This is a genomic window from Streptomyces klenkii, from assembly GCF_003626645.1.
Classification (GTDB): Bacteria; Actinomycetota; Actinomycetes; order Streptomycetales; family Streptomycetaceae; genus Streptomyces; species Streptomyces klenkii.
This window is the reverse complement of sequence record NZ_RBAM01000002.1, coordinates 1-26,918: the sequence shown is the minus strand read 5'-3', so window position 1 is coordinate 26,918 and position 26,918 is coordinate 1. Positions and strand designations below refer to the sequence as shown.

The 26,918-nt window shown below is 70.4% G+C and carries 27 protein-coding genes and 1 pseudogene; 12 read left to right on the top strand and 16 right to left on the bottom strand.

Annotated features, from left to right (window positions below; all coding sequences use genetic code 11):
• Positions 1–29 precede the first annotated feature (29 nt).
• The gene (locus D7231_RS03490; RefSeq protein WP_120753445.1) at positions 30–1,304 is read right to left on the bottom strand and encodes a L,D-transpeptidase; all 1,275 of its coding nucleotides are present in this window, start codon (positions 1,302–1,304) and stop codon (positions 30–32) included.
• A 337-nt stretch (positions 1,305–1,641) separates the two neighbouring features.
• Here D7231_RS03490 and D7231_RS03485 point away from each other — a divergent pair, with 337 nt between their 5' ends.
• Positions 1,642–1,926, top strand: coding sequence for a hypothetical protein (locus D7231_RS03485; RefSeq protein WP_120753444.1), 285 nt, complete (start codon positions 1,642–1,644; stop codon positions 1,924–1,926).
• A gap of 68 nt (positions 1,927–1,994) precedes the next feature.
• On the opposite strand, the gene hutH is transcribed toward D7231_RS03485, so the two are convergent.
• From hutH to D7231_RS03460, 5 genes are all read right to left on the bottom strand, one after another.
• Complete coding sequence (hutH, locus tag D7231_RS03480) at positions 1,995–3,539, bottom strand: histidine ammonia-lyase (RefSeq protein WP_194962712.1); 1,545 nt, start codon at positions 3,537–3,539, stop codon at positions 1,995–1,997.
• A gap of 172 nt (positions 3,540–3,711) precedes the next feature.
• Positions 3,712–4,824 (bottom strand): GGDEF domain-containing protein, encoded by a 1,113-nt coding sequence (locus tag D7231_RS03475; RefSeq protein WP_120753965.1) that lies wholly within the window; start codon positions 4,822–4,824, stop codon positions 3,712–3,714.
• A gap of 208 nt (positions 4,825–5,032) precedes the next feature.
• Complete coding sequence (locus D7231_RS03470; RefSeq protein ID WP_120753964.1) at positions 5,033–6,844, bottom strand: transglycosylase family protein; 1,812 nt, start codon at positions 6,842–6,844, stop codon at positions 5,033–5,035.
• Between the two features lie 125 nt (positions 6,845–6,969).
• Complete coding sequence (locus tag D7231_RS03465) at positions 6,970–9,003, bottom strand: FG-GAP-like repeat-containing protein (RefSeq protein ID WP_120753963.1); 2,034 nt, start codon at positions 9,001–9,003, stop codon at positions 6,970–6,972.
• 496 nt (positions 9,004–9,499) lie between these two features.
• Positions 9,500–9,799, bottom strand: a complete 300-nt coding sequence (locus D7231_RS03460) for a hypothetical protein (protein ID WP_120753442.1) — start codon at positions 9,797–9,799, stop codon at positions 9,500–9,502.
• 144 nt (positions 9,800–9,943) lie between these two features.
• Between D7231_RS03460 and D7231_RS03455 the strand changes: the two genes are divergently transcribed.
• Positions 9,944–10,939, top strand: coding sequence for a helix-turn-helix transcriptional regulator (locus tag D7231_RS03455; RefSeq protein WP_120753962.1), 996 nt, complete (start codon positions 9,944–9,946; stop codon positions 10,937–10,939).
• Positions 10,940–10,987: 48 nt separating this feature from the next.
• On the opposite strand, the gene D7231_RS03450 is transcribed toward D7231_RS03455, so the two are convergent.
• The 3 genes and pseudogenes from D7231_RS03450 to D7231_RS03440 all read right to left on the bottom strand — a co-directional run.
• A complete protein-coding gene (locus tag D7231_RS03450; protein ID WP_120753441.1) occupies positions 10,988–11,782 on the bottom strand; it encodes an enoyl-CoA hydratase/isomerase family protein in 795 nt (264 codons plus the stop codon).
• 862 nt (positions 11,783–12,644) lie between these two features.
• Positions 12,645–13,733, bottom strand: a complete 1,089-nt coding sequence (locus D7231_RS03445; protein WP_120753440.1) for an adenylate/guanylate cyclase domain-containing protein — start codon at positions 13,731–13,733, stop codon at positions 12,645–12,647.
• A 229-nt stretch (positions 13,734–13,962) separates the two neighbouring features.
• A pseudogene (locus D7231_RS03440) lies at positions 13,963–14,817 on the bottom strand (biotin--[acetyl-CoA-carboxylase] ligase); the annotation flags it as partial.
• 187 nt (positions 14,818–15,004) lie between these two features.
• Between D7231_RS03440 and D7231_RS03435 the strand changes: the two are divergent.
• The 5 genes from D7231_RS03435 to D7231_RS03420 all read left to right on the top strand — a co-directional run bounded on the left by D7231_RS03435 (position 15,005) and on the right by D7231_RS03420 (position 19,317).
• Entirely contained in the window at positions 15,005–16,594 is a 1,590-nt protein-coding gene (locus D7231_RS03435) for an acyl-CoA carboxylase subunit beta (protein WP_120753439.1), read from the top strand.
• 30 nt (positions 16,595–16,624) lie between these two features.
• Complete coding sequence (locus D7231_RS03430; protein WP_120753438.1) at positions 16,625–16,834, top strand: acyl-CoA carboxylase epsilon subunit; 210 nt, start codon at positions 16,625–16,627, stop codon at positions 16,832–16,834.
• A 113-nt stretch (positions 16,835–16,947) separates the two neighbouring features.
• On the top strand, positions 16,948–17,076 hold the full coding sequence (gene mmpB / locus D7231_RS38080; protein WP_267470921.1) for a morphogenic membrane protein MmpB: 129 nt from the start codon (positions 16,948–16,950) through the stop codon (positions 17,074–17,076).
• Positions 17,077–17,209: 133 nt separating this feature from the next.
• Complete coding sequence (locus D7231_RS03425; protein WP_120753437.1) at positions 17,210–18,673, top strand: peptidoglycan D,D-transpeptidase FtsI family protein; 1,464 nt, start codon at positions 17,210–17,212, stop codon at positions 18,671–18,673.
• 38 nt (positions 18,674–18,711) lie between these two features.
• A complete protein-coding gene (locus tag D7231_RS03420) occupies positions 18,712–19,317 on the top strand; it encodes a nucleoside triphosphate pyrophosphatase (RefSeq protein ID WP_120753960.1) in 606 nt (201 codons plus the stop codon).
• A 16-nt stretch (positions 19,318–19,333) separates the two neighbouring features.
• Here the strand turns inward: D7231_RS03420 and D7231_RS03415 are convergent, their stop codons facing one another.
• Both D7231_RS03415 and D7231_RS03410 read right to left on the bottom strand, forming a co-directional pair.
• The gene (locus D7231_RS03415) at positions 19,334–19,618 is read right to left on the bottom strand and encodes a hypothetical protein (RefSeq protein WP_147449681.1); all 285 of its coding nucleotides are present in this window, start codon (positions 19,616–19,618) and stop codon (positions 19,334–19,336) included.
• Positions 19,619–19,634: 16 nt separating this feature from the next.
• Positions 19,635–20,066 (bottom strand): hypothetical protein, encoded by a 432-nt coding sequence (locus tag D7231_RS03410; RefSeq protein WP_120753435.1) that lies wholly within the window; start codon positions 20,064–20,066, stop codon positions 19,635–19,637.
• 124 nt (positions 20,067–20,190) lie between these two features.
• Here D7231_RS03410 and D7231_RS03405 point away from each other — a divergent pair, with 124 nt between their 5' ends.
• Both D7231_RS03405 and D7231_RS03400 read left to right on the top strand, forming a co-directional pair.
• Positions 20,191–21,024, top strand: a complete 834-nt coding sequence (locus D7231_RS03405) for a helix-turn-helix domain-containing protein (protein WP_120753434.1) — start codon at positions 20,191–20,193, stop codon at positions 21,022–21,024.
• A complete protein-coding gene (locus D7231_RS03400) occupies positions 21,021–21,206 on the top strand; it encodes a DUF397 domain-containing protein (protein ID WP_120753433.1) in 186 nt (61 codons plus the stop codon). The genes D7231_RS03405 and D7231_RS03400 overlap by 4 nt, the downstream gene beginning before the upstream one ends.
• Here D7231_RS03400 and D7231_RS03395 read toward each other — a convergent pair.
• The 4 genes from D7231_RS03395 to D7231_RS03380 form a co-directional block, all read right to left on the bottom strand.
• Entirely contained in the window at positions 21,154–22,323 is a 1,170-nt protein-coding gene (locus D7231_RS03395; protein ID WP_120753432.1) for a methyltransferase domain-containing protein, read from the bottom strand. The genes D7231_RS03400 and D7231_RS03395 overlap by 53 nt on opposite strands.
• A gap of 381 nt (positions 22,324–22,704) precedes the next feature.
• The gene (locus D7231_RS03390; protein ID WP_120753431.1) at positions 22,705–23,556 is read right to left on the bottom strand and encodes a helix-turn-helix domain-containing protein; all 852 of its coding nucleotides are present in this window, start codon (positions 23,554–23,556) and stop codon (positions 22,705–22,707) included.
• 15 nt (positions 23,557–23,571) lie between these two features.
• Entirely contained in the window at positions 23,572–24,093 is a 522-nt protein-coding gene (locus D7231_RS03385) for a DUF6879 family protein (RefSeq protein ID WP_120753430.1), read from the bottom strand.
• Positions 24,065–24,307, bottom strand: coding sequence for a macro domain-containing protein (locus D7231_RS03380; RefSeq protein WP_120753429.1), 243 nt, complete (start codon positions 24,305–24,307; stop codon positions 24,065–24,067). Before D7231_RS03380 ends, D7231_RS03385 begins: the two co-directional genes overlap by 29 nt.
• A 186-nt stretch (positions 24,308–24,493) precedes the next feature.
• On the opposite strand from D7231_RS03380, the gene D7231_RS03375 reads away from it, so the two are divergent.
• Together D7231_RS03375 and D7231_RS03370 are read left to right on the top strand one after the other, a co-directional pair.
• Positions 24,494–25,060 (top strand): DJ-1/PfpI family protein, encoded by a 567-nt coding sequence (locus D7231_RS03375; RefSeq protein WP_120753428.1) that lies wholly within the window; start codon positions 24,494–24,496, stop codon positions 25,058–25,060.
• Between the two features lie 104 nt (positions 25,061–25,164).
• Complete coding sequence (locus D7231_RS03370) at positions 25,165–25,941, top strand: IclR family transcriptional regulator (RefSeq protein WP_120753427.1); 777 nt, start codon at positions 25,165–25,167, stop codon at positions 25,939–25,941.
• On the opposite strand, the gene D7231_RS03365 is transcribed toward D7231_RS03370, so the two are convergent.
• The gene (locus tag D7231_RS03365; RefSeq protein ID WP_120753426.1) at positions 25,899–26,390 is read right to left on the bottom strand and encodes a hypothetical protein; all 492 of its coding nucleotides are present in this window, start codon (positions 26,388–26,390) and stop codon (positions 25,899–25,901) included. The two genes, D7231_RS03370 and D7231_RS03365, sit on opposite strands and share 43 nt — an antisense overlap.
• Before the next feature lie 405 nt (positions 26,391–26,795).
• Here D7231_RS03365 and D7231_RS38075 point away from each other — a divergent pair.
• Positions 26,796–26,918: biotin carboxylase N-terminal domain-containing protein (locus D7231_RS38075; protein WP_146166841.1), on the top strand; the 123-nt coding region annotated here is incomplete at its 3' end.

Sequence of the window (26,918 nt, the reverse complement as noted above, 5' to 3'; positions counted from 1 at the left end):
TGGAAATACCGCTTACCTGCCCGGAGGGGTCACGCGCCCGTGGCGCTGCCCGCCACCCACGCGCTCCAGTCCATGTTCCAGCCGTTGAGGCCGTTCTCCGGGGCGATGGTCTTGTCGGGCGAGTTCTTCACCTCGACGACGTCACCGACCTGGGAGTTGGAGAAGAACCAGGCACCGGAGGTGTTGGGGTCGTCGGCGCCCTGCTTGTCCTGGAGGCCGATGCAGCCGTGGCTGGTGTTCGCGGTTCCGAAGATGCCGCTGCCCCAGTAGTTGCCGTGGATGAACGTGCCCGACGTGGACAGCCGCATGGCGTGCGGCACGTCCTTGATGTCGTACTCGCCCTTGCCGTCGCCCTTGGTGAAGCCGACGGTGGAGCCGTCCATCCGGGTCTCCTTGAACTTCTCGGAGATCACCATCTTGCCGTTGTACGTGGGGTTCTCGGGGCTGCCGGCCGAGATCGGGATGGTCTTGATGGTCTTGCCGTCCCGGACGACCGTCATCTGGTGGGTCTTGGTGTCGACCGTGGAGACCTGGGAGTGACCGACCTTGAAGGAGATGGTCTTCTGCTGGACGCCCTTGACGCCCGGGGCACCCTCGACGCCGTCGAGCGCGAGCTTCAGGGTGACCTCGGAGTTGGCCTTCCAGTAGTCCTGCGGGCGGAAGTCGATGCGCTGGTCACCGAACCAGTGGCCCACGACCTTCTGGCCGCTGCTCGAATTCACCTCGATGTGCGACTGGACGGCCTTGCGGTCCTTGATCGGCTTGTCGAAGTTGATCGACACGGGCATGCCGACGCCGACGGTCGAGCCGTCCTCCGGCGTGAACGAGCCGATGAAGCTGTTGGTGGGCGAGACGGTGGTGAACGAGGAGTTCTCCGTGGCCTTGCGGTTGGCGGAGTCCACGGCCTCGACGACGATCTTGTACTTGGTCGAGCGCTCGAGCTGCGCCTTGGGCTGCCACGACGTCTTGTCGGGCGATATCGTGCCCTCGACCGGAGCGCCCTTGTCCGTCGTCATCTTGACACTCGTGAGAGTGCCGTCACTGACGGTGACCTTGGCGTTGTCCGCCGTGATGCCCGCGTTGGTCGAGCCGTCCTTCTGGGCGATCTTGATCTGCGCCTTGGAGGCTTCCTTCGCGGCCGCGGCATCGACCTTGTTCTGCTCCTTGCCGCTGCTGCTGGAGCTGCTCTTGCCGCCGTCGTCATCGCCGCCGCAGGCGGCGAGGGTCAGAACACCGCCGAGCACAGCGGCCGCGGCCGCGAGGGCCTTGCGGCGCTTGCCGTACGTCATCACACGCTTCTCCATTGCTCCTGCGGCCCCTATCCCCGAGCCGAACCGTGGGGCAGCACGATTCCCGGCTACTACTTCAAGGAACGCCTGCACCGGTTCGTCCGTTCCACACCCCTGGAGAATGTGGGGAAGGCCACGCCTGCCTGCTCACCTCGGAGGGGCGCCATGATAGCGGGGCGGCCGGTGACGGCGGGGCGGTCCGCGGCGCGCGGGGCGGCGGTGACCGACGGAAACCCCACGGCTTCCTCCCGGCCGTTCGTATCACTACCATCGGGTCACTGACATCGAGTCAGCCCGGGGGAGGCGGCCGCGCCGCGCCCCCAATCTCCGCCGCACCAAGGGGGATTCGTCCGTGACCGCACACCGACCGCTGCTGACCGCCGTCGCCGCAGGGTCGCTCCTGTGTGCGGTGTGGTTCATGCCGACCGCGAACGCGACGACCGAGCGGGCGGAGCGCCCCGCGCCGCGCCCGGCGCCCTCCGCGCAGCCCGCGCAGGCCGCTGAGCAGCACCTTTCCCTCGCCGACTCGGGCAGCGTGGACACCACTCCCTACGTATTCGGGGGAGTTGCGTTCGTGGCGGCGGGCGGCGCGCTGGTGACGGCCGCCGTGCGCAGGACGCGCACGGCGAACCGCTGACCAATTTTTACCTTCTTTACTTAAGGCTTTACCTCAGGAGTCACGGGCGGCTACGAGCGGCCACGCGCTTACGCCAGCGGACCGGTTACGGGTTCAACCGCTTCGACGAGCTTCCCGGCCCGTACGAACTCCTCCGCGCGCGCCAGGTCCGGCGCGAGGAAGCGGTCCCCGCCGGGGCCTTCCACACCCGCCGCGCGTACGGCCTTGAGGACGGCCTGCGTGGCGGGCGAGGGGGTGAGGCCCTCGCGCAGTTCGACGCCGCGGGTCGCGGCGACGAGCTCCACGGCGATGACGCGCGCGAGGGCGGCCACGGCCGTACGGAGCTTGCGGGCGGCCGACCAGCCCATGGAGACGTGGTCCTCCTGCATGGCGGAGGAGGGGATGGAGTCCACCGAAGCGGGGACGGCCAGCCGCTTCATCTCGCTGACGAGCGCGGCCTGCGTGTACTGCGCGATCATCAGGCCGGAGTCGACGCCGGCGTCGCCCGCGAGGAACGGCGGCAGGCCGTGCGAGCGGTTCTTGTCGAGCAGCCGGTCGGTGCGCCGCTCCGCGATGGAGGCGAGGTCGGCGGCGGCGATGGCGAGGAAGTCCAGGACGTAGGCGACGGGCGCGCCGTGGAAGTTGCCGTTGGACTCGACGCGACCGTCGGGCAGGACCACCGGGTTGTCGACGGCGGAGGCGAGCTCGCGGTCGGCGACGAGGCGGGCGTGCGCGAGGGTGTCGCGGCCGGCGCCGGCGACCTGCGGGGCGCAGCGGATGGAGTACGCGTCCTGGACGCGCGGCGCGTCGTCCTGGTGGTGCCCGGTCAGTCCGGAGCCGGCGAGGACGCGCAGCATGTTGTCGGCGCTGGCGCCCTGGCCCGGGTGGGGCCGGATGGCGTGCAGCTCGGGCGCGAGGACCTTCTCGGTGCCGAGCAGGGCCTCCAGCGACAGGGCGGCGGTGATGTCGGCCGAGGTCAGCAGCCTGCCGAGGTCGGCGCAGGCCATGACGAGCATGCCGAGCATGCCGTCGGTGCCGTTGAGGAGGGCCAGGCCCTCCTTCTCGCGCAGCTCGACGGGCTCGATGCCGTGCTCGGCGAGGAGCTGCCCGGCCGGGCGGACGACGCCGTCGGGGCCCTCCGCGTCGCCCTCGCCCATGAGCGTGAGCGCGCAGTGGGAGAGCGGCGCGAGGTCGCCGGAGCAGCCCAGCGAGCCGTACTCGTGCACGACGGGGGTGATGCCGGCGTTGAGGATGGCCGCCATGGTCTCCACCACGAGCGGGCGCACGCCGGTGCGGCCCGAGGCGAGGGTCTTCAGGCGCAGGAACATCAGGGCGCGGACGACCTCGCGCTCGACGCGCGGGCCCATGCCGGCGGCGTGCGAGCGCACGATGTTGCGCTGGAGCTGGGCGCGCAGCTCGGGGCTGATGTGGCGGACGGCGAGGGCTCCGAAGCCGGTGGAGACGCCGTAGACGGGGTCGGGCTTGGCGGCGAGGTCGTCGATGACGCGGCGCGACTGCGCCACCGCGGCCAGCGCCTCGTCCGATACGACGACGCGCGCGGCGCCTCGTGCCACGGCGATCACGTCTTCCGCGGTCGTCCCGGCTGTCCCCACCACCACAGTGTGCATATCCATATTCAGGCACCCTAGAGACTGAATCGCTGCCTGTACATAGCCGATGGGTTGCCTGTCAGGTACAACGCGTAGGGACCCGTTCCGCATGCCGGATCCGGGCCCGTACCCGCCGCGACGGCCGTGCTGCCCGGCACGACGGCCGTGCCGTCCCTCACAGCAGCCGTGCCGCCCCTCACGGCCGCCGCCCCCGGAACCGCCGCCGCTCGGCCACGGGCGCGGCCGGCGGGTGGTCGGCGAGCTGGACCACGGGGTCGGCCGGTCCCCCGGCCCGCCCGGCGACGACCGGCCCGGTCGCCCGCGCCGCCTTCGCCCGGTACTGCGCGGCGTCGGCGAGCCGGAACAGCCGCCGCGCGGTGGCCACCGGACCGATGGGGTCGCCCGTCGACGCGATGCCGCACGAGACGCCCTCGCCCAGATCCAACGCGGCGGCCCGGTCGCACAGTTCGGCGGCGACGCGGACCACTTTGTCCGCCTCCGGACCCACCGTCAGCAGGCAGAACTCGTCCCCGCCCAGCCGCGCCGCCAGCGCCCCCGGGAGTATCGCGCCGCACAGCGACAGCACGGAGCCGAACCTCTCCAGCAGACGGTCACCGACCGCATGCCCCAGAGTGTCGTTGACGCGCTTGAGCCCGTTGAGATCACACACCACGAGACTGACGACGACCCCGTCCGCGAGGTGCCGCTCGACGGCCTCGTCGAGCCGCGCGTCGACCGCGCGCCGGTTGGCGAGCCCGGTCAGCGGATCGGTGAAGGCCAGTCGCCGGACCTCCTCCAGCCGCTCGGTCTGCGCGATCCCCGCGGCCGCCACGGCCGCCAGGACGGTCGCGAAATCGGCGTCCGCACGGTCGAAGGCGTCCGCTCCCGGCGGCCGGGCCACGTACAGCTCGCCCCAGGCCCGCCCGTGCAGGACGACCGGCGCGACGACGCAGCAGCCCCGGCCGCGGCGGCGCAGCGCCGCCACCCGCTCATGCCGGTACGCGCCCTGCCCGCCACCGGCCTCCGCGGCCCCGTCCATGCTCTCGACCCACGCGCGGGGCTCGGTGCCGCCGCCCGCCCACTCCTCGTGCAGGAACTCCGCGATCTCGGGAAAGTCGTGCACCGGATACGACTCGTCCTCCGGGAAGCGCTCCTCGCCCGCGGTCAGCTCCCCCGCGTTGACCAGGACGCGCAGCCGCCCGCGCTCGCGCTCCCACACGGACACGGCGGCGAAGCTGCCGCCCAGGGCGGTCATCACGCGCTCCGCCGCGGCGGACACCGTGTCCAGCGGGGTACGCGCCGCCGCCATCGCCTGCGCCAGCTCCACCACGGCGCGCAACCGACCGTCGCACTCCCCGCCTGCTGCCACCCGAGCCTCACATTCCGTTGCTGAGCGCAGATTCTGCACTCCAGCCTAAGAATGTCGACCCCATTCCGCCCCATGACGGCGTTAGCGCCCTCCTGTCACTTCTTTCTCAGAGGTGACAGGAGGGCGCTACGGCGCCTGCACGCGGGGATCAGGCGAGGTCGCTCCGGAACCAGTTCCAGCTGTCCTCGCTGGTCCAGGCCTTGGTAAGGCGGTCGAGCGCGCCCTTCGTACCGGCCGTGGTCCACAGCGCGGTGCGGTTGGTGCCGTCGGAGTCCTGGCCGTTGTTGTAGAGGACACCGACGTCGGCCTTGCCGTCGCCGTCGAAGTCACCCACGGTGACCTTGCTCCGGCCGCCGTTCCAGCTGCCCGTGCCCGAGTCCACGCTCTCCCAGGTCCGGTTCGGCTTGTCGAAGCCCTTGCCGTTGCCGGCGAACGTCCACAGGGCGGTGTGGTTCACGCCCTTGCCGTCCTCGCCGTTGTCGTAGAGGACGCCGACGTCGGCCTTGCCGTCGCCGTTGAAGTCGCCCGCGACGACCTTGCTGCGGTCCCAGTTCCAGCTGCCGGTTCCGGAGTCGATGCTGTCCCACGCCTTCGCGGCGTCACCGAAGCCGCTGCCCGTGGACGGGATGGCCCACAGGGCGGTGCGGTTCTTCCCGTCGCTCTCCTGGCCGCCGTTGTAGAGCACCCCGACATCCGCCTTGCCGTCGCCGTTGAAGTCACCGGCGACGACCTTGCTGCGATCGCCGTTCCAGCTCGTGCCGCTCGACCAGCGCTTCTCCGGCTTGGCGAAGCCGCTGCCGTCGCTCGTGAAGGTCCACAGCGCCGTGTGGTTGACGCCCTTGGCGTCCTCGCCCTCGGTGTACAGGACGCCGACGTCGGCCTTGCCGTCGCCGTTGAAGTCACCGGCCACGGGCTTGCTGCGGTCCCAGTTCCAGCTGCCAGTTCCGGAGTCGATGCTGTCCCACGCCTTCACCGGCTCGCGGAAGCCCTGGCCCGTGCTGGTGAAGGACCACAGGGCGGTGCGGTTCTTCCCGTCGGCCTCCTGGCCGCCGTTGTAGAGCACGCCGACATCCGCCTTGCCGTCGCCGTTGAAGTCACCGGCGACGACCTTGCTGCGATCGCCGTTCCAGCTCGTCGGGCTCGTCCAGTGCTTGACCGGCTTGCTGAAGCCGCTGCCGTTGCTCGTGAAGGTCCACAGGGCGGAGCGGTAGCCTCCCTTGCCGTCCTCGCCCTCGTTGTAGAGGACGGCGATGTCGGCCTTGCCGTCCCCGTTGAAGTCGCCCGTGGCGCCGCCCGCGGTGGACTTGTTCGCGACGAAGAAGGGAACGGACGCCGATTCCTTGCCGGTCTGACCGTCTTCGCCGGCCGCCGTGACGGTGAGCGCGTGCGGGCCGTCGGACAGGCGGGCGGTGTCGAGCGTCAGGTCGTACGAGGGGCCGGAACCCTTGGCGGTCCCCACGGCCTTGCCGTCGACGAGGAAGGTCGCACTGACGGGCTTGCCGACGGCGACGGAGACGGAGGCGCTCAGCGTCACCGATCCGGTGGCGATGGTGCCGCCGGCCGGGCCGGTGACCTTGGAGACCGGCGGCGTGGGGTCCGGGTAGGGGTCGGCGTGGTCCGTCGCGAGGCCGGTGCCGGGCGCGCAGCCCCAGGCGCCCGGGCCCTGGCCCTTGAGCACCTTCTCGGCGATCAGGATCTGCTGCTGCTTGGTGGCCTGGTGGGCGTAGGGCGCGTACTGGGCGCCGCCGTACGCCCGCCAGGTGTCGGCGGAGAACTGCAGGCCGCCGTAGTAGCCGTTGCCGGTGTTGATGCTCCAGTCGCCACCGCTCTCGCACTGGGCGACCTTGTCCCAGGTGGCGACGGAGGCCGCGGAGGCGGGGGACGAGACGAGCAGGGGACTGGCGAGGGCGATCGCGGTGAGCGCGAGGGTCAGGGTCTGCCGGCGGGCGGGGCGGGACATGGGAAGGTCCGTTTCGGTGGCGGTACGGGCGAGGAGGGGGAGCACGCCGCGGGCGGCGGACCGGAGGAAGGTCCGGTCCGCCGCCGCGGTCCGTGGAGGGGAGGCGCGACGGCCTCTACCGGGCGTCAGCCGAGCTTGCTGGCCTTCCAGTTCCAGCTGCCCGTACCGGAGTCGATGCTGTCCCAGACCTTGGCGGGGGCGCCGAAGCCGGAGCCGGTGCTGGTGAACTTCCAGACGGCCGTGCTGTTGCGCCCGTCCTCGGTCCGGCCCTGGTTGTAGAGGACGCCCAGGTCGGTCTTGCCGTCGCCGTCGTAGTCGCCGGCGACCAGCTTGCTGGCCTCGGAGTTCCAGCTGTCGGAGCCGTTGTCCCAGAGCTTGACGGGCTTGCTGAAGCCGTTGCCGGTGCTGGTGAACTTCCAGATGGCCGTGCTGTTGCGCCCGTCCTCGGTCTGGCCCTGGTTGTAGAGGACCGACAGGTCGGCCTTTCCGTCGCCGTCGAAGTCACCGACGACGGGCTTGGAGCGGTTCCAGTTCCAGCTGCCGGAGCCCGAGTCGACGCTCTCCCACACGCGGCTGGGCTTGTCGAAGCCCTTGCCGTTGCCGGCGAACGTCCACAGGGCCGTGTGGTTCACGCCCTTGTCGTCCTCGCCGTTGTCGTAGAGGACACCGACGTCGGCCTTGCCGTCGCCGTTGAAGTCACCGGCGACGACCTTGCTGCGGTCCCAGTTCCAGCTGCCCGTACCGGCGTCCACGCTCTCCCACGTACGCACCGGCTTGTCGAGACCCTTGCCGTTGCCGGCGAACATCCACAGGGCCGTGTGGTTGACGCCCTTCTCGTCCTCGCCGCCGTTGTAAAGGATGCCGACGTCGGTCTTCCCGTCGCCGTTGAAGTCGCCCGCGGTGACCTTGGAACGGTTCCAGTTCCAGCTGCCGGAGCCCGAGTCGACGCTCTCCCACGTGCGCACCGGCTTGTCGAAGCCCTTGCCGTTGCTCTTGAAGGTCCACAGGGCCGTGTGGTTGACGCCCTTCTCGTCCTCGCCGCCGTTGTAGAGGATGCCGATGTCGGCCTTGCCGTCGCCGTCGAAGTCACCCGCGGTGACCTTCGAACGGCTCCAGTTCCAGCTGCCGGAACCGGCGTCCACGTTGTCCCACACCTTGATGGGGTTGCTGAAGGACTTGCCCTCGCTGTAGTAGACCCACAGGCCCGTGCGGTTGCTGCCGTCGGACTGCTGACCGTAGTTGTACAGCACGGCGATGTCGGCCTTGCCGTCGCCGTTGAAGTCGGCCTTGTAGGTGGAGTTCGACTCGCCGTTGGTGGTGATGATCTCGGCACGGGTGGTGCCGGTGGTACCCGCGGTGTCGGTGGCCTCGACGGTCAGGATGTGCTTGCCGTCCGGCACGCTCGCGGAGTCGAAGGCGAAGCCGTACGGGGCCTTGGTCACCTTGTCGCTGACCGGCTCGCCGTCCACGTAGTACTGCACGGACGCCACCGGGTACGTGCCCTGCGACGCCGAGGCGCTCAGCTGGGCCACGCCGGAGACGGTCTTGCCGGGCAGGCCCTTGAGCGAGACGGACGGCGGGTTGGCCTCCTGGAACTTGGGCGAGATGTAGCCGCTGATGCGCTGGCCCCAGGGCGCGCTGCCCACGGCGTAGCGCGTGGTGCTGGCCTTGGTGACGCGGCCGGGGTAGCCGCCCTGGTTGCCGCCGGTGATGGTGACCTGGCCGTCGGAGACGTCCGTGACCATGGCGACGTGGTCGGCGTAACCGTTGCGGTAGTTGTAGACGACCGCGTCGCCCACGTGCGGGGTGTCCGAGAGCGTGCCGTACTTCTGGCCGTACTCGTAGAAGCTCGCGGCGCCGTCGGTGAGCATGGACGTGCCCCGGATGTTGGCCTTGGCCCACACCCAGCCGACGAAGTCCGCGCACCAGGCGTGGTCCTGGCCACCGTGCCCGTCGCAGCTGTTGCTCTGGCTCTGGCCGTTCTCGTACCCGCCACTGCCGCAGGGGCCCTTGCCGAGCTCGCCGAGCGCGGCGGAGGCGAGCATCTCCTGCGGGGAGGCGGCGTGGGCGGCGGGCGCCCCGGTCAGGCCGGTGAAGGCGGCGACGGCGAGCAGGGAGGCGACGCCGGTGGCGGCGGACTTACGGGTGATTCGGGACATGACGAAGAGACCTTTCGGGGCGCCCGGACAGGACGCGACCAGGGGAAGCGGGGAGCCGGGAGGGGCGTCGACGCCGGAGAAGGCGGAGCCGCCTCGCACGAGGGGGTGGGGACTGCCGGACCTGATCCGCGAAGGGACCGGTCTACGGCGCCGCGGCGCGGGGCCGGAGCGGACGGGCTACTGCCAGATCATGTCGCCGGCGGAGGCGGCGGAGGCGGTCTGGGCGATGCGGGAACGGATCATGACGGGTGCTGTCCTTCGGAACGGTTCATGGAGCTGTCTGGAACCGGTCCACGTCCCGCGGTGGCGTCGGCCGGTCGTGCCCGCCGGGTGGTGTTCCCTGCTGGCAAGAACTAGCTTCGCCGCAGGTCAGGCATGGTGGAAGCCTTTTCGTATGGCCGGAATCGGCCGTGGACGGAACGGGCCAGGAAGGCCGCTTCCGGCGCTGGGGCGGCCGCTTCCGGACACGGCCTCCGCGTCCCTTCACGGACAGCGGCTACGCCCATTCGCAGAGGGCGGCGACGAGCGGCACCCCGGCACGCTCCAGCGCCCAGCCCCGGAACGCCGGGATCTTCGCGAGCACGCGCCCGCACACGAGGGCGGCCCGGGCCTCCGCCTGGTGCAGGTCCCCGGCGAGGACGTAGACGCCCAGGACGGGGCCCGCCGGGGCGCGCAGCCGGTCGACGACGTGCTCGATCCCCTCCTCCGGCCGCGCCAGGCGGCGCACCGCCTCACCGGCGGCCTCGGGGAACTCGGCACCCTCGGGCGCCCGGAGGAATACGTGAACGAGGTACATCCTCCGACCCTCCCAAATCCGCACCCCGCCCGGCCAGGCAAACCGTCAGGGCGGTTTATGCCATGGCCGGTTGCGGCCTGTCCCGGCGTCGGAGATGATCACTTACTTCGCGCAATGCGGGGATATAAATGGGGGATGAACAACGTGCTGCAAGCACTGGGGATGGACACGGCGGCGGAACAGGTCTACCGGGCGATGCTCGCCCACCCGCAGGCCGGCGTGGCGGAGCTGGGCACCCGCCTGGGACTCTCCGGCAGCGATGTCCGGAAGGCGCTGGACGCCCTGATGGATCTCACGCTCGTCCGCCCGTCCGCCGAGCGGCAGGGGCAGGTGCGCGCCGTCTCCCCGGAGATCGGCATGGAGATCCTCGTCGCGCGCCAGCAGGCCGACCTGGCCGCCCAGCAGCAGCGCGTGGAGTCCTCGCGCATCGCCGCCGCCCAGCTGATCGCCGAATACGCCGAGCTTCGGCCCGCCACGGCACAGCAGGGCGTGGAGCAGCTGACGGGCCTGGACCGGATCCGGGACCGGCTGGCCCTCCTGACCCGGGAGACCGCCACCGAGGTCATGACCTTCGCCCCTGACGGGGCGCACACGCCCGAGAGCATCGCCGCCGCCCGGCCGCTGAACCAGCAGCTCCTGGACCGCGGCGTGCGGCTCCGCACGATCTACCTCGACAGCGTCCGCAACAGCCCGGAGACCGTCGCGTACGTCGACTGGCTCACGGAACGGGGAGGTCAGGTCCGTACCGTCCCGTCCCTCCCGATCCGCATGATCATCAGCGACCGTTCCAGTGCGGTCCTCCCCGTCAGCGGCGACAACCCCTCGGCGGACGCCCTGCTGCTCACCGGCCACGGGACGCTCACCGCCCTCTGTGCGCTGTTCGAGAGCGTGTGGGCGTCCGCGCAGCCGCTCGGCCGCTCCAAGGCGCGGGACGAGCGGGGCCTGACCGGCCAGGAGTCCACGGTCGTCCGCCTGCTCGCCGCCGGGCACACCGACGAAGCGATAGCCAAGCGGCTCGGCGTGTCCTCCCGCACGGCGCGGCGCATCGCCACCGACCTCATGGAGCGGCTCGGCGCGCACAGCCGGTTCGAAGCCGGGGTCAAAGCGGTACGCCGGGGCTGGCTCCCCGCACACGACTAGCCGGGGGCCCGCCCCCCGCCGCGAACGGCGGAGGGCTGAGGGCACCCCTCAGAACCCCGGCCAGTCCGGCTTGCGCTTCTCGTTGAAGGCGGCCACGCCCTCGGCGCGGTCGCCGGAGAAGGCCACGGAGCGCCAGGCGGCGTCCTCGACCTCCAGGCCGGCGCGCAGGTCGAGGCCGTGCCCCAGCCGCAAGGCGCGCTTCGCGGCGCGAAGGCCGACGGGCGAATTGCCGGCGATCCGCGCAGCAAGCGCAAGCGCCGCGTCCCGGTCCTCCCCCTCACCGACCAACCGGTCAACCAATCCCAGCCGCTCAGCCTCCACGGCCTCGACCCGCCGAGCACTGAAAATCAACTCGGCAGCACGCGCGGCCCCCACCCGTCGCGGCAGAAGCTGCGTACCGCCGCCACCGGGAATCACCCCCACGGACACCTCGGGCAGCCCCACCACGGCCGTAGCGTCGGCGACGATGACGTCGCACGACAGGGCCAGCTCGAACCCGCCCCCGAGCGCGTAGCCGTGCACGGCGGCGATGGTGGGCATCGGCAGCTCAAGCACACCGGTGTAAGCAGCACGGGCAAGAGGCCGCTGCCGCCCGAGCTCGGCATCGCTCAAGGAGTTCCGCTCCTTGAGATCAGCCCCCACACAAAATGCACGCTCGTGCGTAGAAGTAAGAACGACAACCCGCACGGATTCGTCCGCGGCAAGGGCCCCGGTGGCCTCGGCAAGACGTCCGGCCAGCTCGCTGGAGACGGCGTTCATGGCCTTGGGCCGGTCCAGGACGAGCTCAGCGACGTGCCCGTGCCGCCGGACCGCGATCCACTCTCCGAAACGCTGCTCGCTCATTGCCTTCACCCTCCGGGTACGGGTTAACGCTCGTAAACACACGCTCCCCAGATCATGCCTTGAGCCCACCCACCGGGGCCATACCCGAACCCTCAGCGCAACTTCGAACGCCCCCCACCCGGCCGCCCACTCCGAGCCCGCCGCCGCGCCCGCTCCGGAAGCGGCGAAAGCTCCCGCCCCATCCACCACGAGGCCCGCGCCCACGCCTGCTTAACCATCAGGGCCCGCAAAGGGGCGGGAATGCCATCGACGTGCCGCCGGCACAACGGCGCACCACAATGCAGCGGAGAAGCCTCGGTACCCGGCTCCGGATACGTCATGGTTTTGGGAGGCAGATAGGTACATCCACAGCCCACGCAGACGAAGACCGGACGCATCTGACCCTCGGGTGTGCTCATCCTGAGACCTTTCCGGTTCCGGAGCACTGCGAGCAGGGCGAAATGAACGAATGCGCTACGGGCACCTGGTTGCCGTGCTCGTCCAGCTCGACCGAGTGCTGTGTCTTATCCGTCAGGCCGTCACCGCTACAGGCGTAGCAGGTCTGTTCCTGCTCTCCGGACATGCCGCATGCCCCCTCTCGGCGGTACGAACCGAGGCTACCGAAGGCAAGGCGGGCAAGGCGGGCGAACGGCGGGAGGTGGTGGGGGCGCAGGGGTGGGGGTCCGGGGCGCTGACGTGTATTTGTGGGCCCAATACCGGGGCGCCCTCGACATTCGCGGCAACGGGCCCGTAAATATACGGCCCCGGACCCCCACCCCGGAGCCCCCGCCACCGGCACCCCCACCGCACCGGCACCCGAACCGGCCCGCGCACGCCGACGCACCCCGCGGGCCGCGGCACCGCACCCGCAGCCGGCCGACCGTCAGCCGCCCCTCCGGCTCAGGAGCCACGGTTCCACCATGCCCAGCCCCCGCACAGGCCGCTGCCACATCGGCTGGAGCGCGAACCGGTACCCGTTCCCGGCCCCCTCCTCCACCTCCGCCTCCGACTTCGGCGCGTCCCCGCTCCGCGTCAGCTCCTCCGCCAGCGCCTGGTCGACCAGCACCGCGTCCTTCGGCGCTATCGACGTCAGCCGGGACGCCAGGTTCACCGTCGTGCCGAAGACGTCGCCCATCCGCGTCGTCACCGTCCCGAACGCGATCCCGACCCGCAGCTCGGGCATCGTCTCGTCGTGCGTCATGGTCTCGATGAGCCGCAGCCCGATCTCGGCCGCGGTCCCGGCGTCATCCGCCGAGTACAGAACCTCATCGCCCAGCGTCTTGATCAGCCGCCCCCCATGCGCAGCCACCAGATCCGCCGCCGTCGTCTCGAAGGCCTCGACGAGCTCCCCGAGCTCTTCCTCCTCCAGACGCCGCGTCAGCCGCGTGAACCCGACCAGATCGGCAAACCCGACGGCCAACCGCCGATCGACCATCTCCGCATCATCCTGCGCCTGGACGACCCGCCCCGTGGCCGCCGCCAACTGCCGCCGCCACACGTAGATCAGGAACTCTTCCAGCTCCGGCAGCAGCAGCTCCACCAGCGGGTACGTGATCTCCGTCCGCGTCATGCCCGGTTCCTGGGGCTCCGTCAGCCCTTCCAGGAACGAGTCGATCTGCCAGTCGGCGAGCCGCGACGTCGTCTGCCCGGTCGACCGGGCCACCTGCACCGCCATCGGCTCGCTGAGCAGCCCCGCCTCCACCAGACCCGCGAGCCGCCGCAGCGCCAGCACGTCCGCTTCGGTCAGCGCCCGCGCCTGCCCGATGTCGGCGAAGCCCATGGCCCGCCAGAACCGGGAGGCGAGGTCCATGGAGACGCCCGCCGCGCGGGCGGCCTGGAAGGGGGTGTAGCGACGCTCCGCACCGAGGATCAGCGCTTCGAGGCGCAGCGCGATGGGGTCTCCGCCCTCGTCGCCGCCGTCGTACTCCTCGACGCCACCAGTGGCGGCACCCTCGACCCCGTCGGCGGTCACCGCCCGCCCCCTGTCCGATCCGTGCGCACTGCCCTGCCGATCACTGCTCGCTTAGGTTCCGGGCACAACGATACGACAGGTGTGCCGTAGCTCACTCTTCCGACGGGGCGGACGGTCCGCCGACCCCTCCCTCCGAGCCACCGGAGCCACCGGAACCGCCGGAACCGGCAGATCCACCTGACCCGGAAGATCCGGCAGATCCGGTAGACCCGGCAGATCCGCCGGCCCCGGCAGGCCGCACATGAACAATGTCCCCCGCCCCGACCGGCCGCTGCACCCCGTCCCCCGTGGCCAGCACCAGCCGCCCGTCCCCGTCGACGGCCACGGCCTCCCCGACCAGCTCGCCGCCGCCCGGCAGTTCGGCCCGCACGCTGCGCCCGAGCGTCGCGCACCCCGCCGCGTACGCCTCTTGCAGCCGGCTCGCCACCGGATCGCCCGCCGCGTCCCGCCACAGGCCGTACCACTCCTCCAGCGACCGCAGTACGGCGCGCAGCAGCGGATCGCGGTCGAGGACCTGCGCCCCGGCCAGGGCGAGGGATCCCGCCGTGGGAACGGGCAGCTCGTCCTCCCGCAGCGAAACGTTCAGGCCGATTCCCACCACGACGGCGTCCCCGACCCGCTCGGCGAGGATCCCGCCGGCCTTGCGCTCATTTCCCTCCACGCTCACCAGCAGGTCGTTGGGCCACTTGAGCGCGGTGTCGACCCCGGCGGCCCGGGACAGCGCGGAGGCGGTCGCGACCCCGGCGAGGAGCGGCAGCCACCCCCACCGCTCGACGGGCACGCCCGCGCCGGGCCGCAGCAGCACGGAGAAGAAGAGCCCGGACCGCGCCGGCGCGGTCCACGTGCGGTCCAGCCGCCCGCGTCCGGAGGACTGCTCCTCGGCGACGAGCACGGCCCCCTCGGCCGCCCCGGCGCCGGAGGACGCGGCGGCAACAAGATCCGTGTTGGTCGACCCGGTGTGCGCGACGACCTCCACGGAGGTCCACAGCGAGCCGGGCCGGAGGAGCCCGCGCCGCAGCGCGGTGACGTTGAGCGGCGGCCGGTCGAGATCGGACCAGCGGCTTCCAGCAGAAGGAGGCGTCATGGGGCCCACCATAGGAGAGGAAGCGGAAGCAATCCGGTGTGGCCAACGCCGCACTGCCACGGCGGATCCGCGCGGATACGCTACGGACCGGTAGCAAGCCAGGCAGCAAGGCAACAGGTCCCGAACCGTACGTCCCAGACCGTACGTCCCGTCAGCCCACCTCTGGACGAGCAGGAGCCGCATCCCGATGTCCGAGCCGGAACACGACATCCACACCACCGCGGGCAAGCTCGCGGATCTGCAACGCCGCATCGAGGAGGCCACGCACGCCGGCTCCGCCCGTGCCGTGGAGAAGCAGCACGCCAAGGGCAAGCTGACCGCCCGCGAGCGGATCGAACTCCTCCTGGACGAGGGTTCCTTCGTCGAGCTCGACGAATTCGCCCGCCACCGCTCGACGAACTTCGGCATCGAGAAGAACCGCCCGTACGGCGACGGCGTCGTGACCGGCTACGGCACGGTCGACGGCCGCACCGTCTGCGTCTACTCGCAGGACTTCACGGTCTTCGGCGGCTCGCTCGGCGAGGTCTACGGCGAGAAGATCGGCAAGGCCATGGACTTCGCGCTGAAGACCGGCTGCCCGATCGTCGGCATCAACGACGGCGGCGGTGCCCGCATCCAGGAGGGCGTGGTCGCCCTCGGTCTCTTCGGCGAGATCTTCCGCCGGAACGTGCACGCCTCGGGCGTCGTCCCGCAGATCTCCCTGGTCGTCGGCCCGTGCGCGGGCGGCGCGGTCTACTCCCCCGCGATCACCGACTTCACGGTCATGGTCGACCAGACGTCGCACATGTTCATCACGGGCCCGGACGTGATCAAAACCGTCACGGGCGAGGACGTCGGCTTCGAGGAGCTGGGCGGCGCCCGCACGCACAACACCACCTCGGGCGTGGCGCACCACATGGCCGGGGACGAGAAGGACGCCATCGAGTACGTGAAGGCGCTCCTGTCCTACCTCCCCTCGAACAACCTCTCCGAGCCCCCGGCCTTCCCCGAGGAGGCCGACCTGGAGATCTCGCCGGCCGACGGCGAGCTCGACACCCTCATCCCGGACTCGGCCAACCAGCCGTACGACATGCACACCGCGATTGAGCACGTGCTGGACGACGGCGAGTTCCTGGAGACCCAGGCCCTGTTCGCGCCGAACATCATCACCGGCTTCGGGCGTGTCGAGGGCCGGCCGGTCGGCATCGTCGCCAACCAGCCCCTCCAGTTCGCCGGCTGCCTCGACATCAACGCGAGCGAGAAGGCCTCTCGCTTCGTCCGCACGTGCGACGCGTTCAACGTGCCGGTGCTCACCTTCGTCGACGTGCCGGGCTTCCTGCCGGGCACGGACCAGGAGTACAACGGCATCATCCGCCGCGGCGCCAAGCTGATCTACGCGTACGCGGAGGCGACCGTCCCGCTGATCACGGTGATCACGCGGAAGGCGTTCGGCGGTGCGTACGACGTGATGGGCTCCAAGCACCTCGGCGCCGACCTCAACCTCGCCTGGCCCACGGCGCAGATCGCCGTCATGGGCGCCCAGGGCGCGGTCAACATCCTGCACCGCCGCACGATCGCCGCGGCGGAGACGGACGAGGAGCGGGAGGAGCTGCGCGCGAAGCTGATCGCGGATTACGAGGACACGCTGCTCAACCCGTACGCGGCCGCCGAGCGGGGCTACGTGGACGCGGTGATCATGCCGCACGAGACGCGCCGGCACATCGTGCGGGGCCTGCGGGCGCTGCGCGACAAGCGCGAGGCGCTGCCGCCGAAGAAGCACGGCAACATCCCCCTCTAGATCCTTCCAGGTCCCTTCAGGAGGCGTCCGGTGATCAAGGTAGTACGGGGCAATCCGACCCCCGAGGAGCTCGCCGCCGCCCTGGCGGTGGTCCGGGCCCGCGCGGCGGCGGGCAGCGCCGCCGCGCCCGCGGCGGGCGAGGCCCGCCCGGAGTGGTCGGCGCCGGCGCGGCGCCTGGCGGCGGCCCGGATGGCACAGCCGGGCCCCAGGGCGTGGCGTACGACGTACTGGCCGTCATAGCCGGCCCCCCGGGGCGTCCGCCGGCCGCGGCCGGCGGACGCCCGCGAGGAAAGTCCCCGAGCTGAGTACGGGTACTCAGGCGGTAACGCCCCGCTCGCGCCACGATGGATCCGATGCTGTGGTCAGACCCGTCGAACGAACCCCCCGAGGAGCTGCGCGAGGCGCAGGCGATGCTCCGCCGGGCCGGTCTCGTCATCGCGATCGGCATGATCGCGGCCTTCGTCCTCCTCGGCCTGCACTGATCCGCGCCGCCCGGCACAGACCCCCGCACACGCCGGCCACAGGAAACCCACAGTTACAGGGGCCCTGCAACCAAATCCTCCCCACCCGCATCATCGCTAGTGAAATGCCGCGAACCGGGGAGTGCGTCACACCATGAACAAGCCCGTGCGCCACATATCCGTCTTTGTCGGAGTGCTGATCCTGGCGCTGCTGGTGCAGGCGACCTGGGTGCAGTTCGTCCGCAGCGACGAGCTGTCCAGCCACAAGGACAACAAGCGGGTGAAGATCGCCTCCTTCGCCCAGCCGCGCGGCAACATCATCGTCGGCGGCCAGCCCATCACGGGCTCCGAGGAGACCACGGGCGACTACAAGTACAAGCGCACGTTCAAGGACGGCGAGATGTACGCCCCGGTGACCGGCTACTCCTCCCAGCTCTACGGCAACAGCCAGCTCGAATTCGTCAACAACAAGCTGCTCAGCGGCACCGACGACAAGCTGTTCCTCCAGCGCACCACCGACATGCTCACCGGCAAGAAGCCCCGCGGCGGCGACGTGGTGACGACGATCGACCCCAAGGCGCAGGAAGCGGCGTACAAGGGGCTCGGCAAGTACAAGGGCGCAGTGGTCGCCCTGGACCCGCGGACGGGCAAGATCCTCGCCCTCGCCTCCACGCCCTCCTACGACCCGTCCGTGTTCTCGGGCAACACGCTGAAGGACCAGGAGGCGTACAAGAAGCTGGAGGCCGACAAGGACAAGCCGCTGGTCAACCGGGCGATCAAGGAGCGCTACCCCCCGGGTTCCACCTTCAAGATCCTCACCGCCGCGGCCGCCCTCGAACACGGCATCGTCACGGACATCAACGCCAAGGGCAATGCCCCCGTCCCGTACCCGCTGCCGCTGAGCACCACCAAGGTCCGTAACGACGTCCAGACGGACGAGTGCGTCAACGGCTCCCTGATGGCCGGCCTCCAGTGGTCCTGCAACAACGTCTTCCTCGACCTGGCCGACAAGCTGGGCAAGGACAAGATGCGGGAGACCGCGGAGAAATTCGGCTTCAACAACAAGGACCTCTTCATCCCCAACGGCACCGTCGAGAGCATCTACCCCAAGAACCTCGACCGCCCGCAGACCGCCCTCACCGGCATGGGCCAGGGCAGCCTCGACAGCACCCCGCTCCAGATCGCGATGATGACGGCCGCCCTCGCCAACGACGGCAAGCTCATGAAGCCGTACCTCGTCGAGGAGCTGCGCGACCCGAACCTCAACACGCTGGAGAAGCACAAGCCCGAGCAGATGTCGCAGGCCGTCTCCGCCGACACGGCGAAGAAGGTCCAGCAGATGATGGAGAACACCGCCAAGAACGGCACCGGCAAGGCCGCCCTCATCGACGGCGTCACCGTCGGCGCCAAGACCGGCACGGCGCAGCACGGCGTCAACAACGAGAAGCTCCCGTACGCCTGGTTCGTCTCCTACGCCAAGCAGGCCGACGGCTCCCCCGTCGCCGTCGCCGTCTTCATCGACCCGGACGGCTCGGGCATCGACCGCGACGACATCCACGGCGGCGCGCTCGCGGGCCCGATCGCGAAGAAGGTCATGGAAGCGATCGTCAAGAAGTGAGGCCGGGACCGGGCGGCGGACTGTCTACGATGGCGGGCATGACCGCTCAGCGCCGCCGTCTCGTCCTCGGCTCCCAGTCCCCCGCCCGCCTCGGCCTGCTCAAGGCCGCCGGGCTCGACCCCGAGGTGATCGTCAGCGGCGTCGACGAGGACGCTCTGACGGCGGCCACGCCCGGTGAGCTCGCCCGGGTCCTCGCCGAGGCCAAGGCCGACGCGGTCGCCGCCCGGCCGGAAGCGGCCGGGGCGCTGGTCATCGGCTGCGACTCCGTCCTGGAGCTGGACGGCCAGGCCCTGGGCAAGCCCGCGGACGCCGAGGACGCCACCGCCCGCTGGAAGTCGATGCGCGGCCGGTCCGGGATCCTCCGGACCGGCCACTGCATCATCGACACGGCCACGGGCCGCCGGGTATCGGCGACCGCCTCCACGACCGTGCGCTTCGGCGAGCCCTCCGACGCCGAGATCGCCGCGTACGTCGCGACGGGTGAGCCGCTGTACGTCGCGGGCGCCTTCACCCTCGACGGCCGCTCCGCCCCCTTCATCGAGGGCATCGAGGGCGACCACGGGAACGTCGTCGGCCTCTCCCTGCCCCTCCTGCGCAAGCTCCTCGCGGAGGTCGGGGTCCCCATCACGGACCTGTGGGTCTAGGTCCGGCAGCAGCTCGCTACATCGGCAGCAGGCCGGTCACCGGCGCGAGGATCCCGAGCACCGGGTCGAGCGCCTGCGTGGCCTGCCCCACCTGGTTGAGCTGGTTCAGCTTGCCCAGCTGGTTCGTCGCGTCCGGATAGATGCTCGTCGGCGGGTGCGCGTCCATGCCGTCCGGCGGAGCGATGACGCCTCCGGCGTGGGTGACGGGCGGTTGCGGCATGGGAGCGGCCGAAGCGGCGGTGGCGGTCAGGGTGAGAGCGGCGCCGGTGAGAGCGGCGGCAGCAACAATGCGCTTCATCATGACCGCCACAACGAGGTCATGGCGCCTCGGTCACCATTCCTTCCGCCACTCGGGGGGTGCTCCCCAGAAATGCACGGGCCGTACTGAGCAGAAGAAGCGTGTGCACGAGCCGCGGCCCGTCCGGTGCGGGCCGCCACCACCATGAGAGCGGCCATGTGGCTCCGTACAGCGCGGGAATGAGTACGTAGTCGAGCCGCTCGACGCCTGCCGGCCAGGAACGGTGCGATGCGCTTCCGGCCTTCAGAAGGAAGTACATGGCCTTGCCGTTGTTCGCTTCCGCGATGATCGGACCGGGCTGACCACGGGTGAGCATGGCCATGGCATGGGCCAGCCGCCGGCCGTTGTCGCCGCGGACACGGACGGCGTCGAAGTGGACTCCGGTTTTACGGAGTTGGTGACCGGCAGCCGGCAGCCACTCGATTTCGGTCACGTGGGCTTGCTGATTCATGTGACGAGCATCACTGAGGCCCGCTAGGTTTTCCATCACGGAGCGTGCACTGGCGTTAACAGTGGGCTCCAGTCGAACGCGCCTTGAGTGCAGTGGAGTCGAGTAGAAGGCGGGGGGCCGAGGAATGGCGAGCCAGGAGAACAAGGACCGGGCGTCAACGGCGGCGCAACTCACGTCCGAGATCGTGCGGTTGCTGCGGAAGCGGGCGGGCATGACACAGGAGGAGCTGGGCGCGGAGATCGACTACACGGGGTCGGCGATCAGCGCCTTGGAGACAGGCGCACAGCCCGCCACCGAGCAGATGCTGGACGGCCTGGAGAAGTCCATCGGCTGCGGGATGGGCATCTTCACGGCGGCGAAGAAGTACGTGCGGCTGGACAAGTACCCGAGGCACTTCAGGGACTTCGCCCGCCTGGAGCAACAAGCACTGACACTCTGCACGTACGAGAACTTCATGGTGGACGGACTGTTTCAGACCGAAGAGTACGCGCGGGCACTCACCAGCGGCGGCTACCCGCCCCTGCCTGAGTCCATGGTGGAGGAAATCGTCGCAGCCAGAATGGCACGCAAGGCGGTGTTCGACCGCGAGCCAATGGCCTTGATCGAGATGGTCCTGGAAGAATCGGTACTACGCCGCCCGTTCGGGAGCTGGGACATCATGCGTGGACAGTTGAAGCATCTCATCGACTGCTCGCAGCGGCCCAACGTGAGCATTCAAGTGCTGCCCATGGACCGCGGACTGCGGGGACAGCACGCTGGCGCCTGGGGGCCGATGAAACTCGTACAGACCCCGGAACACCGCATGATGGTCTACTTGGAGGGACAGGGCACCAGCAATCTGCTCAGCGAACCGGCCGAGGTGACCCAGCGCTTCCACCGCTACGCCAAGATCCGCGCACAGGCACTCGGCCCCGACGAATCGCTGAGCCTCATCGAGCGGTTGGCGGGAGAACTATGAGAACAGCCTTGCAGTGGCACAAGTCCAGCTACAGCGACCCCGGCGGCGGAAACTGCCTGGAAATGGGGTGCCGCCCAGACCGATCCCCCGTCCACATACGCGACTCCAAGAACCCCACCGGCCCCACCCTCACCGTAGATCCCCGCACCTGGTCGGCGTTCCTCGGCTACGCGACGCGATGACGTTGCTAGGGTCGTCCAGCCAGACCCGCTCGCCCTCGCAATCGACGGCAAGGCCCGCGCGGTCGCGGCCGGGGCGGCCGTACCGCTCCCATCGCCGGTAGGCCGCTTCGACCTCGTCCCAGAGCCGCCGGGGCCCGTACTGCTCGACCTCGTAGTCGGCCTGGTCGCCGGGGACGTACTCGGCCGTGGCCCAGGACTTCTTGTCGTGGGAGAAGAGCCAGAGGGTGGATTCGCCGCTGCCGTCGTCGGCCTTGCCGACGAAGTGCCACGCGTCGCGCACGGCCAGGTCGACGTAGAACAAGGCGTCAGGATCGTCGGTGACGCGCAGCGGGCTTACCGTGGTGCGGCCGGGGACGCCGTCGTCCTCGTGGTGGAGGAAGTCTCGCAGGCGCCCTCCGCCACCGGGGCGGCTGCGGGTGTGCATGAAGGCCGGGTTGCCGGTGAAGCGGCCTTCGGCGCGCCCGTCGGAGACGTCAAGGACGGCGAAGCTGTAGTGGAACAGGCCGCCGCCCCACGGTGCGACGATCCGCCCGCGCGGGGCCTGCGCCACCCAGGCGTAGGGAATCTCGGGCACGGTGTACGTGGCGAGGATCCGGTCGTACGGCGCGCCCTGGAGCAGGCGATCTTCGGCGTTGCCGCACAGGACCCGGGGGGTGAAGCCGGCTCGGGCGAGGTTGTTCTCGGCTTGCTCGGCGATGCCCGGGTCCACGTCCATGGTGGTGACCCGGCCGGATCCGAGGCGGTGACAGAGCCAGGCCGCGTTGTAGCCGGTACCGGCTCCGGCCTCGAAGACGGTCTGGCCTTCGCGAACGTCCAGCAAGCCGAGCATGTCGAGCATGACGGTCGGCATGGAGCTGGAGGACGTGGGACGCTGGTAGGCGTCTTCGCCGAGGTCCACGCCCTCGTTGACCTGGGTGATGAGCGGCAGGTCGGCATAGACGGCCCGAGCCCAGCGCTCGGGGTTCCCGGAACGGTCGAACGTGTGGCCGCCGGCCTCGAAGGTGTCGGGAAGGAAGAGTTCCCGCGGCACGCCTTGGACCGCAGCCCGCCAGGGGGACTCCGGCGGCAGGGAGCCCTTGTTGGTGAGGATCTGGACCAGGCGTGCCGGGGTACTCATCTACGCGCTCACTTCTTCTTCGGCGGTTCGGTGACGGGCTTGTTCCACTGCCCGTCACTCTCGCGGGGGGACTGCTGCTTGTCTCCTTCTTCTCCGCCCTTGTCGTCACCGTGCTTTCCCACGAGGCGTCTCCTTCTGCCAGGCTGCCGTAGAGCCCCGAGCCGGGCCTGCTGCCTGCCCTTCGGGGGTTCGCCGATACGGTGCAGGTGTCGTAGGGGTGCCCGCAAGAGGACAGAGCGGCTCGTACCTCAACTGTCTTCAACAGTTGAGGAACACGGGCCCGCAGTAGGGCGCATGGAGCCCCCTCCCCGGCCGTCACCGTGGCCCCACCCGGGCTGGGGCGTCCTGGCCCCAACGGAGTTCTACAGAATTCCACGCCGACTACCCCAGGGCGTCCACGGCCGCCGTGATGAGGGCGCGCGCTTCGGCGCCGTACACGGCAAGTTCTGCGAACTCGCCGAAGGCCTTGACGTATTGGGCCACCTCGGTGGGAGCAGTCACGTTCACCTGCGCCGTCAGCAGCTCGACCTGTGCGATCACATCGTCGTACACGCTGAATGTCTCGATCATCCACATACGACGTGGGGCGGAGAACGGGATCACGCCGAGCGAAACGGATGGGTAGGCCATCACGGACAGCAGATAACCGAGTTGTCCTGCCATCGTCGCCGCGTCGCCCACACGGTGCCGCAGGACGGTCTCCTCCACCAGGAGCGCGAAGCGGTGGTCACCCTCACGCACCACGTGCGACCGGGCCAATCGCGCGTCAACGGCCTCGGCGACATCATTGGGGATCCGGTGGAAGTCCGTGATCGCGCTCATCAGGGCCGTGGCGTAAGCATGCGTCTGGAGCACGCCGGGAACGACGTTGGAGCAGTAGATGCGAAAGGCCCGGGTGCGCTCGAACAGCGGTACGTACGACTCCTGGAGCCTGCGCAAGCCGGTGCGCTGCACCCGCCTCCACTCCACGTACATGGTGTCGGCGGAGCGGGATGCGGCGATCAGGTCGGCGGCCGAGCCGTCCGCACCGCATGCGGCGCACCATGCGCGGATATCGGCGTCCGACGGCGGGGTGACGGCGTTTTCCAGGCGCGAAGCTTTCGAGGAGTACCAGCCGGCACGCCGGGCCACTTCCTTGGCCGTGAGCCCGGCGTCCCGGCGGACCTCCCGCAGCCGGTCGCCGACGGCCTTCCGCGCCGCCTGGACGCTGGACGAGGGAGGTGGTGTGGGCATCTCTGACCGCGCGGGCTAGACCCGGTACTCCTCGTGGGGCGTGGCCCTCTCCCATACGGCTTCGAACGCGGCCGCGCACAGCTTCACCGCGCCGGCCCGTTCGTCCACCTCCGGCCCGGCGGAGCCGCCGTCGCCCGTGAAGTGGTTCCACATGACGACTCGCTGGTCGAACAGCCAGAAGTCATTGCCGGGAAGAGCGAGATCCGATGCGCTGCGGCGTGGCAGCCAGCGGACCTGTTCTCCCGCCGCGACGTTCTGATAAGTGCAGTCGTGCTCATATCTGATGTAGTCGCTCACCGGTTCGGACACGATTCGTGCGCGGCGGAACGTGACGCCACGCGCCGCGGCGTCACGCACCATCGTATGGAAGTCGTTCCACCAGGTGTCCGGCTCGGGGGACGGGCGCCGGCCGGCACGCCACGCCTCGAATGCGGCCGCTTCCTCACCGATGCCGTAGGAGTCGCGCATTTCGAGGTGCACGGCTGAATGCCGGGTGTCCGCCAGGAGGTCAGCGAACTCCGAGTCGGTCTGCGACATCGCAAGCCTCCCTGATGGCGGGCACCATACGGATCGGCAGCCTCACCACCGCTTCGCTGTCCGGGATGGGGCCGGACTGCCGGCACTTCGCCAGCAGGGCCTCCCCCGCCTTCCAGCCCTGGACGACGATTTCCTGAGCTTCGTCGTCCACCCAAGCCGTCGGGCACTGGGTGCCGTTCGTGTTCGGGTCCTTCGCGATGAAGAGCAGTGCCATGACGGCCTCCGTCGGTCTGCCGGTTCTACAGACGTCTACGAAACTTGGCCTGCGGCACCCATGACGTCAAGGGCGCACGGGAGTGCGCCGGCGGAAGCCCACCGCCTGGGCAAGTTTCCTTGGGCATGTCAAGGCGCATATTCCGGTATAGCCAACGACTCCACCCCGAGGAGCGAGGAGCCAGCCATGCCGAGGATCCTGATCACGACCGGTGACGCCGCCGAGGACCTGGAGGTCCTCTACCCCTACCAGCGCCTGCTGGAGGAGGGCTACGAGGTGGACATCGCCGCGCCCACCGTGAAGCAGCTCCAGTTCGTCGTGCACGACTTCGTCGCGAGCTTCGACACGTACACGGAGAAGCTCGGCCACAGCTGGCCCGCGGACGTCGCGCTGGCGGACGTGAACCCGGCCGACTACGCCGCGGTCGTCATCCCCGGCGGCCGCGCGCCGGAGTTCCTGCGGCTGGATCCGGACTTCCAGCGGATCATCAAGTGGTTCTTCGCGCGGAACAAGCCCATCGCGCACATCTGCCACGCCGTGACCGCCCTGACCCCGCTGGGCGTCCTCAAGGGCCGCCGTACGGCGGCCTGGCCCGCGTGCCGGCCGGACGTCCAGCTCGCGGGCGGCACGTTCGTGGACGCGGAGGCCGTCGTGGACGGCAACATGGTGTCGGCCCGGGCCTGGAACGACCAGCCGGCGTGGATGCGCGCCTTCGTGGAGCTGCTGCGGGAGCAGGCCCCCGTCAAGGGCTAGGTCACGAGCTCGGCCAAGAGCCGGGTCGCTGTGCGAGGCTGGTAGGTCCGGCAGGCCCGACAGGCCCGTCCGCCGACCTCGCCCGAAGGGAACCCCGTACACCCATGTCCCAGTCCGTGGACCGCGCCCTGGACGTGCTGGACGCCGTCTCAGAGGCCGGCGCCCCCGTGCCGGCGAAGGTGCTGGCCAGGCAGCTCGGCTACAGCCTCTCCACGGTGTACGAGATCCTCGGCACGCTCACCGCTCGCGGGCATTTGGTCCGTACGCCCGGCGGGTACGCGCTCGGCTATCGCGTACCCGCCCTGCACCAGGCGTTCCAGCGGCAGATGCAGCTGGACGACGCGGTGCACGCGCTGCTGCTGCGGGCGCGGCGGGAGGCGGGTGCGGACACGTACTTCAGCACGTACCGGGACGGGGCCATCGCCGTCCTCGCGGGGAACGCGGCGGTGCCGTCCACCGGCGGGTTCACCGTGGGCCGGGACCTGGACGGGCATGCCACCGCCCACGGCAAGGTGCTGCTGTCCGCTCTGCCGCGGGCGGCGCGGATGCGCTACCTGACCGGTACGGGGATGCGGGCGATCACGCCGCGGACGATCACGTCCCCGGCCCGGCTGGACGCGGAGCTGCTGCGCGTGCGGCGGGAGGGGGTCGCAGTAGAGGTCGAGGAGTGCGCGCCGGGAGTGGCGTGCGTGGCGGTGCCCGTGCCAGCCGCGGCGGGAGGCCGCGCCATGACGGCCGTATCGGCCGCCGTGCCCCTGGAGGACTTCCACCGCCGGCGCGCGCAGCTGACGGGCACGCTGCGCCACGTGGCGGCGGAGGCGGCGAAGTTGGCCGCGCGTCACCGCGGCGCGGGGGCGGCCTCCACGCCTTCCGGCGGCTGACCCGGGCCCCGGCCCCGGCGTCGGCCCCCGTCCCGGGCCCGGTCCGCCTCCGCCGGGTCGTAGGCCAGCAGCGTGCACACGAGCAGCGCGAGGACGGCCATGACGGCCGCGAACGCGCCCCAGCCGACGAGGGCGACGCAGAACGCGCCCAGGAGCCCGTGTACGACGCCGCAGGTGACCAGCAGGATCCGGGCGGCCGTACGGGGCGGGCGGTCGCGCAGGGCCGCACGCAGGGCGACGAAGGCGCAGCCGAGCAGGTAGAGGGCGAAGAGCCCGCCGGCGATCCACGCGGCGAGGGACATCAGCTCCGGATCGCTCCCCGCGAGGGACATCCGCTGGCGGCGGACGACGACGCCGAGGATCCAGTTGATGAGGGCGATGCCGAGTCCCTCGGCGGCGAGGGCGAGCGCGGCGAGGCCGGCGACGGACCGGCGCAAGCGGGTGGTCATGGGTCACCCCCTGAGACCTTCGGGTTACCGCGGGTACGGCGCCATAAGGGACGCTACTCACGGGTAGATCCCAGGGCAAGGGGTCCGGCCGAGGCCGTCCCGGGACCGGGACCGCGGCGCTCCGCCCCGCGGCACGGAAACCCGGACCCGCAAACTTTGGCCCACCCGTTCGTAGGGACTCGACAAAGAATGCTGTTTCCCGCCCGGCGCCGCGGTTGGAGAGCTCCGCCACAGTCAAAGGTCGGCGGAGACCCTCATACCCGGCGTACCGTGGGAGAACTGGGGACTTTGGCGCGCACACGGCCTCCGGTTCACGCTCCGTGTGGGCAAGCTCACCTCGGGAGTCGGCTCGGCACAGAGTGTCGCCAGTACCTAAACTCACCTTGTTTCAAGGAGGGAGCCATCGTGCGCAAGGTGCTCATCGCCAACCGTGGCGAAATCGCTGTCCGCGTTGCTCGCGCGTGCCGGGATGCCGGGATTGCCAGTGTGGCGGTCTACGCGGATCCGGACCGTGACGCGTTGCATGTC

Bases quoted from the DNA above. Each gene is read 5' to 3' on its own strand.
- D7231_RS03450 (WP_120753441.1), bottom strand. From the start codon at position 11,782: ATGAGCGAGCAGCGTTTCGGAGAGTGGATCGCGGTCCGGCGGCACGGG.
- D7231_RS03400 (WP_120753433.1), top strand. From the start codon at position 21,021: ATGAGAACAGCCTTGCAGTGGCACAAGTCCAGCTACAGCGACCCCGGC.
- D7231_RS03390 (WP_120753431.1), bottom strand. From the start codon at position 23,556: ATGCCCACACCACCTCCCTCGTCCAGCGTCCAGGCGGCGCGGAAGGCC.
- D7231_RS03470 (WP_120753964.1), bottom strand. From the start codon at position 6,844: ATGTCCCGCCCCGCCCGCCGGCAGACCCTGACCCTCGCGCTCACCGCG.
- D7231_RS03370 (WP_120753427.1), top strand. From the start codon at position 25,165: ATGTCCCAGTCCGTGGACCGCGCCCTGGACGTGCTGGACGCCGTCTCA.
- mmpB (WP_267470921.1), top strand. From the start codon at position 16,948: ATGCTGTGGTCAGACCCGTCGAACGAACCCCCCGAGGAGCTGCGCGAG.
- D7231_RS03405 (WP_120753434.1), top strand. From the start codon at position 20,191: ATGGCGAGCCAGGAGAACAAGGACCGGGCGTCAACGGCGGCGCAACTC.
- D7231_RS03375 (WP_120753428.1), top strand. From the start codon at position 24,494: ATGCCGAGGATCCTGATCACGACCGGTGACGCCGCCGAGGACCTGGAG.
- hutH (WP_194962712.1), bottom strand. From the start codon at position 3,539: ATGGATATGCACACTGTGGTGGTGGGGACAGCCGGGACGACCGCGGAA.
- D7231_RS03365 (WP_120753426.1), bottom strand. From the start codon at position 26,390: ATGACCACCCGCTTGCGCCGGTCCGTCGCCGGCCTCGCCGCGCTCGCC.
- D7231_RS03490 (WP_120753445.1), bottom strand. From the start codon at position 1,304: ATGGAGAAGCGTGTGATGACGTACGGCAAGCGCCGCAAGGCCCTCGCG.
- D7231_RS03475 (WP_120753965.1), bottom strand. From the start codon at position 4,824: ATGGCGGCGGCGCGTACCCCGCTGGACACGGTGTCCGCCGCGGCGGAG.
- D7231_RS03465 (WP_120753963.1), bottom strand. From the start codon at position 9,003: ATGTCCCGAATCACCCGTAAGTCCGCCGCCACCGGCGTCGCCTCCCTG.
- D7231_RS03435 (WP_120753439.1), top strand. From the start codon at position 15,005: ATGTCCGAGCCGGAACACGACATCCACACCACCGCGGGCAAGCTCGCG.
- D7231_RS03415 (WP_147449681.1), bottom strand. From the start codon at position 19,618: ATGATGAAGCGCATTGTTGCTGCCGCCGCTCTCACCGGCGCCGCTCTC.
- D7231_RS03385 (WP_120753430.1), bottom strand. From the start codon at position 24,093: ATGTCGCAGACCGACTCGGAGTTCGCTGACCTCCTGGCGGACACCCGG.
- D7231_RS03380 (WP_120753429.1), bottom strand. From the start codon at position 24,307: ATGGCACTGCTCTTCATCGCGAAGGACCCGAACACGAACGGCACCCAG.
- D7231_RS03420 (WP_120753960.1), top strand. From the start codon at position 18,712: ATGACCGCTCAGCGCCGCCGTCTCGTCCTCGGCTCCCAGTCCCCCGCC.
- D7231_RS03395 (WP_120753432.1), bottom strand. From the start codon at position 22,323: ATGAGTACCCCGGCACGCCTGGTCCAGATCCTCACCAACAAGGGCTCC.
- D7231_RS03410 (WP_120753435.1), bottom strand. From the start codon at position 20,066: ATGAATCAGCAAGCCCACGTGACCGAAATCGAGTGGCTGCCGGCTGCC.
- D7231_RS03425 (WP_120753437.1), top strand. From the start codon at position 17,210: ATGAACAAGCCCGTGCGCCACATATCCGTCTTTGTCGGAGTGCTGATC.
- D7231_RS03460 (WP_120753442.1), bottom strand. From the start codon at position 9,799: ATGTACCTCGTTCACGTATTCCTCCGGGCGCCCGAGGGTGCCGAGTTC.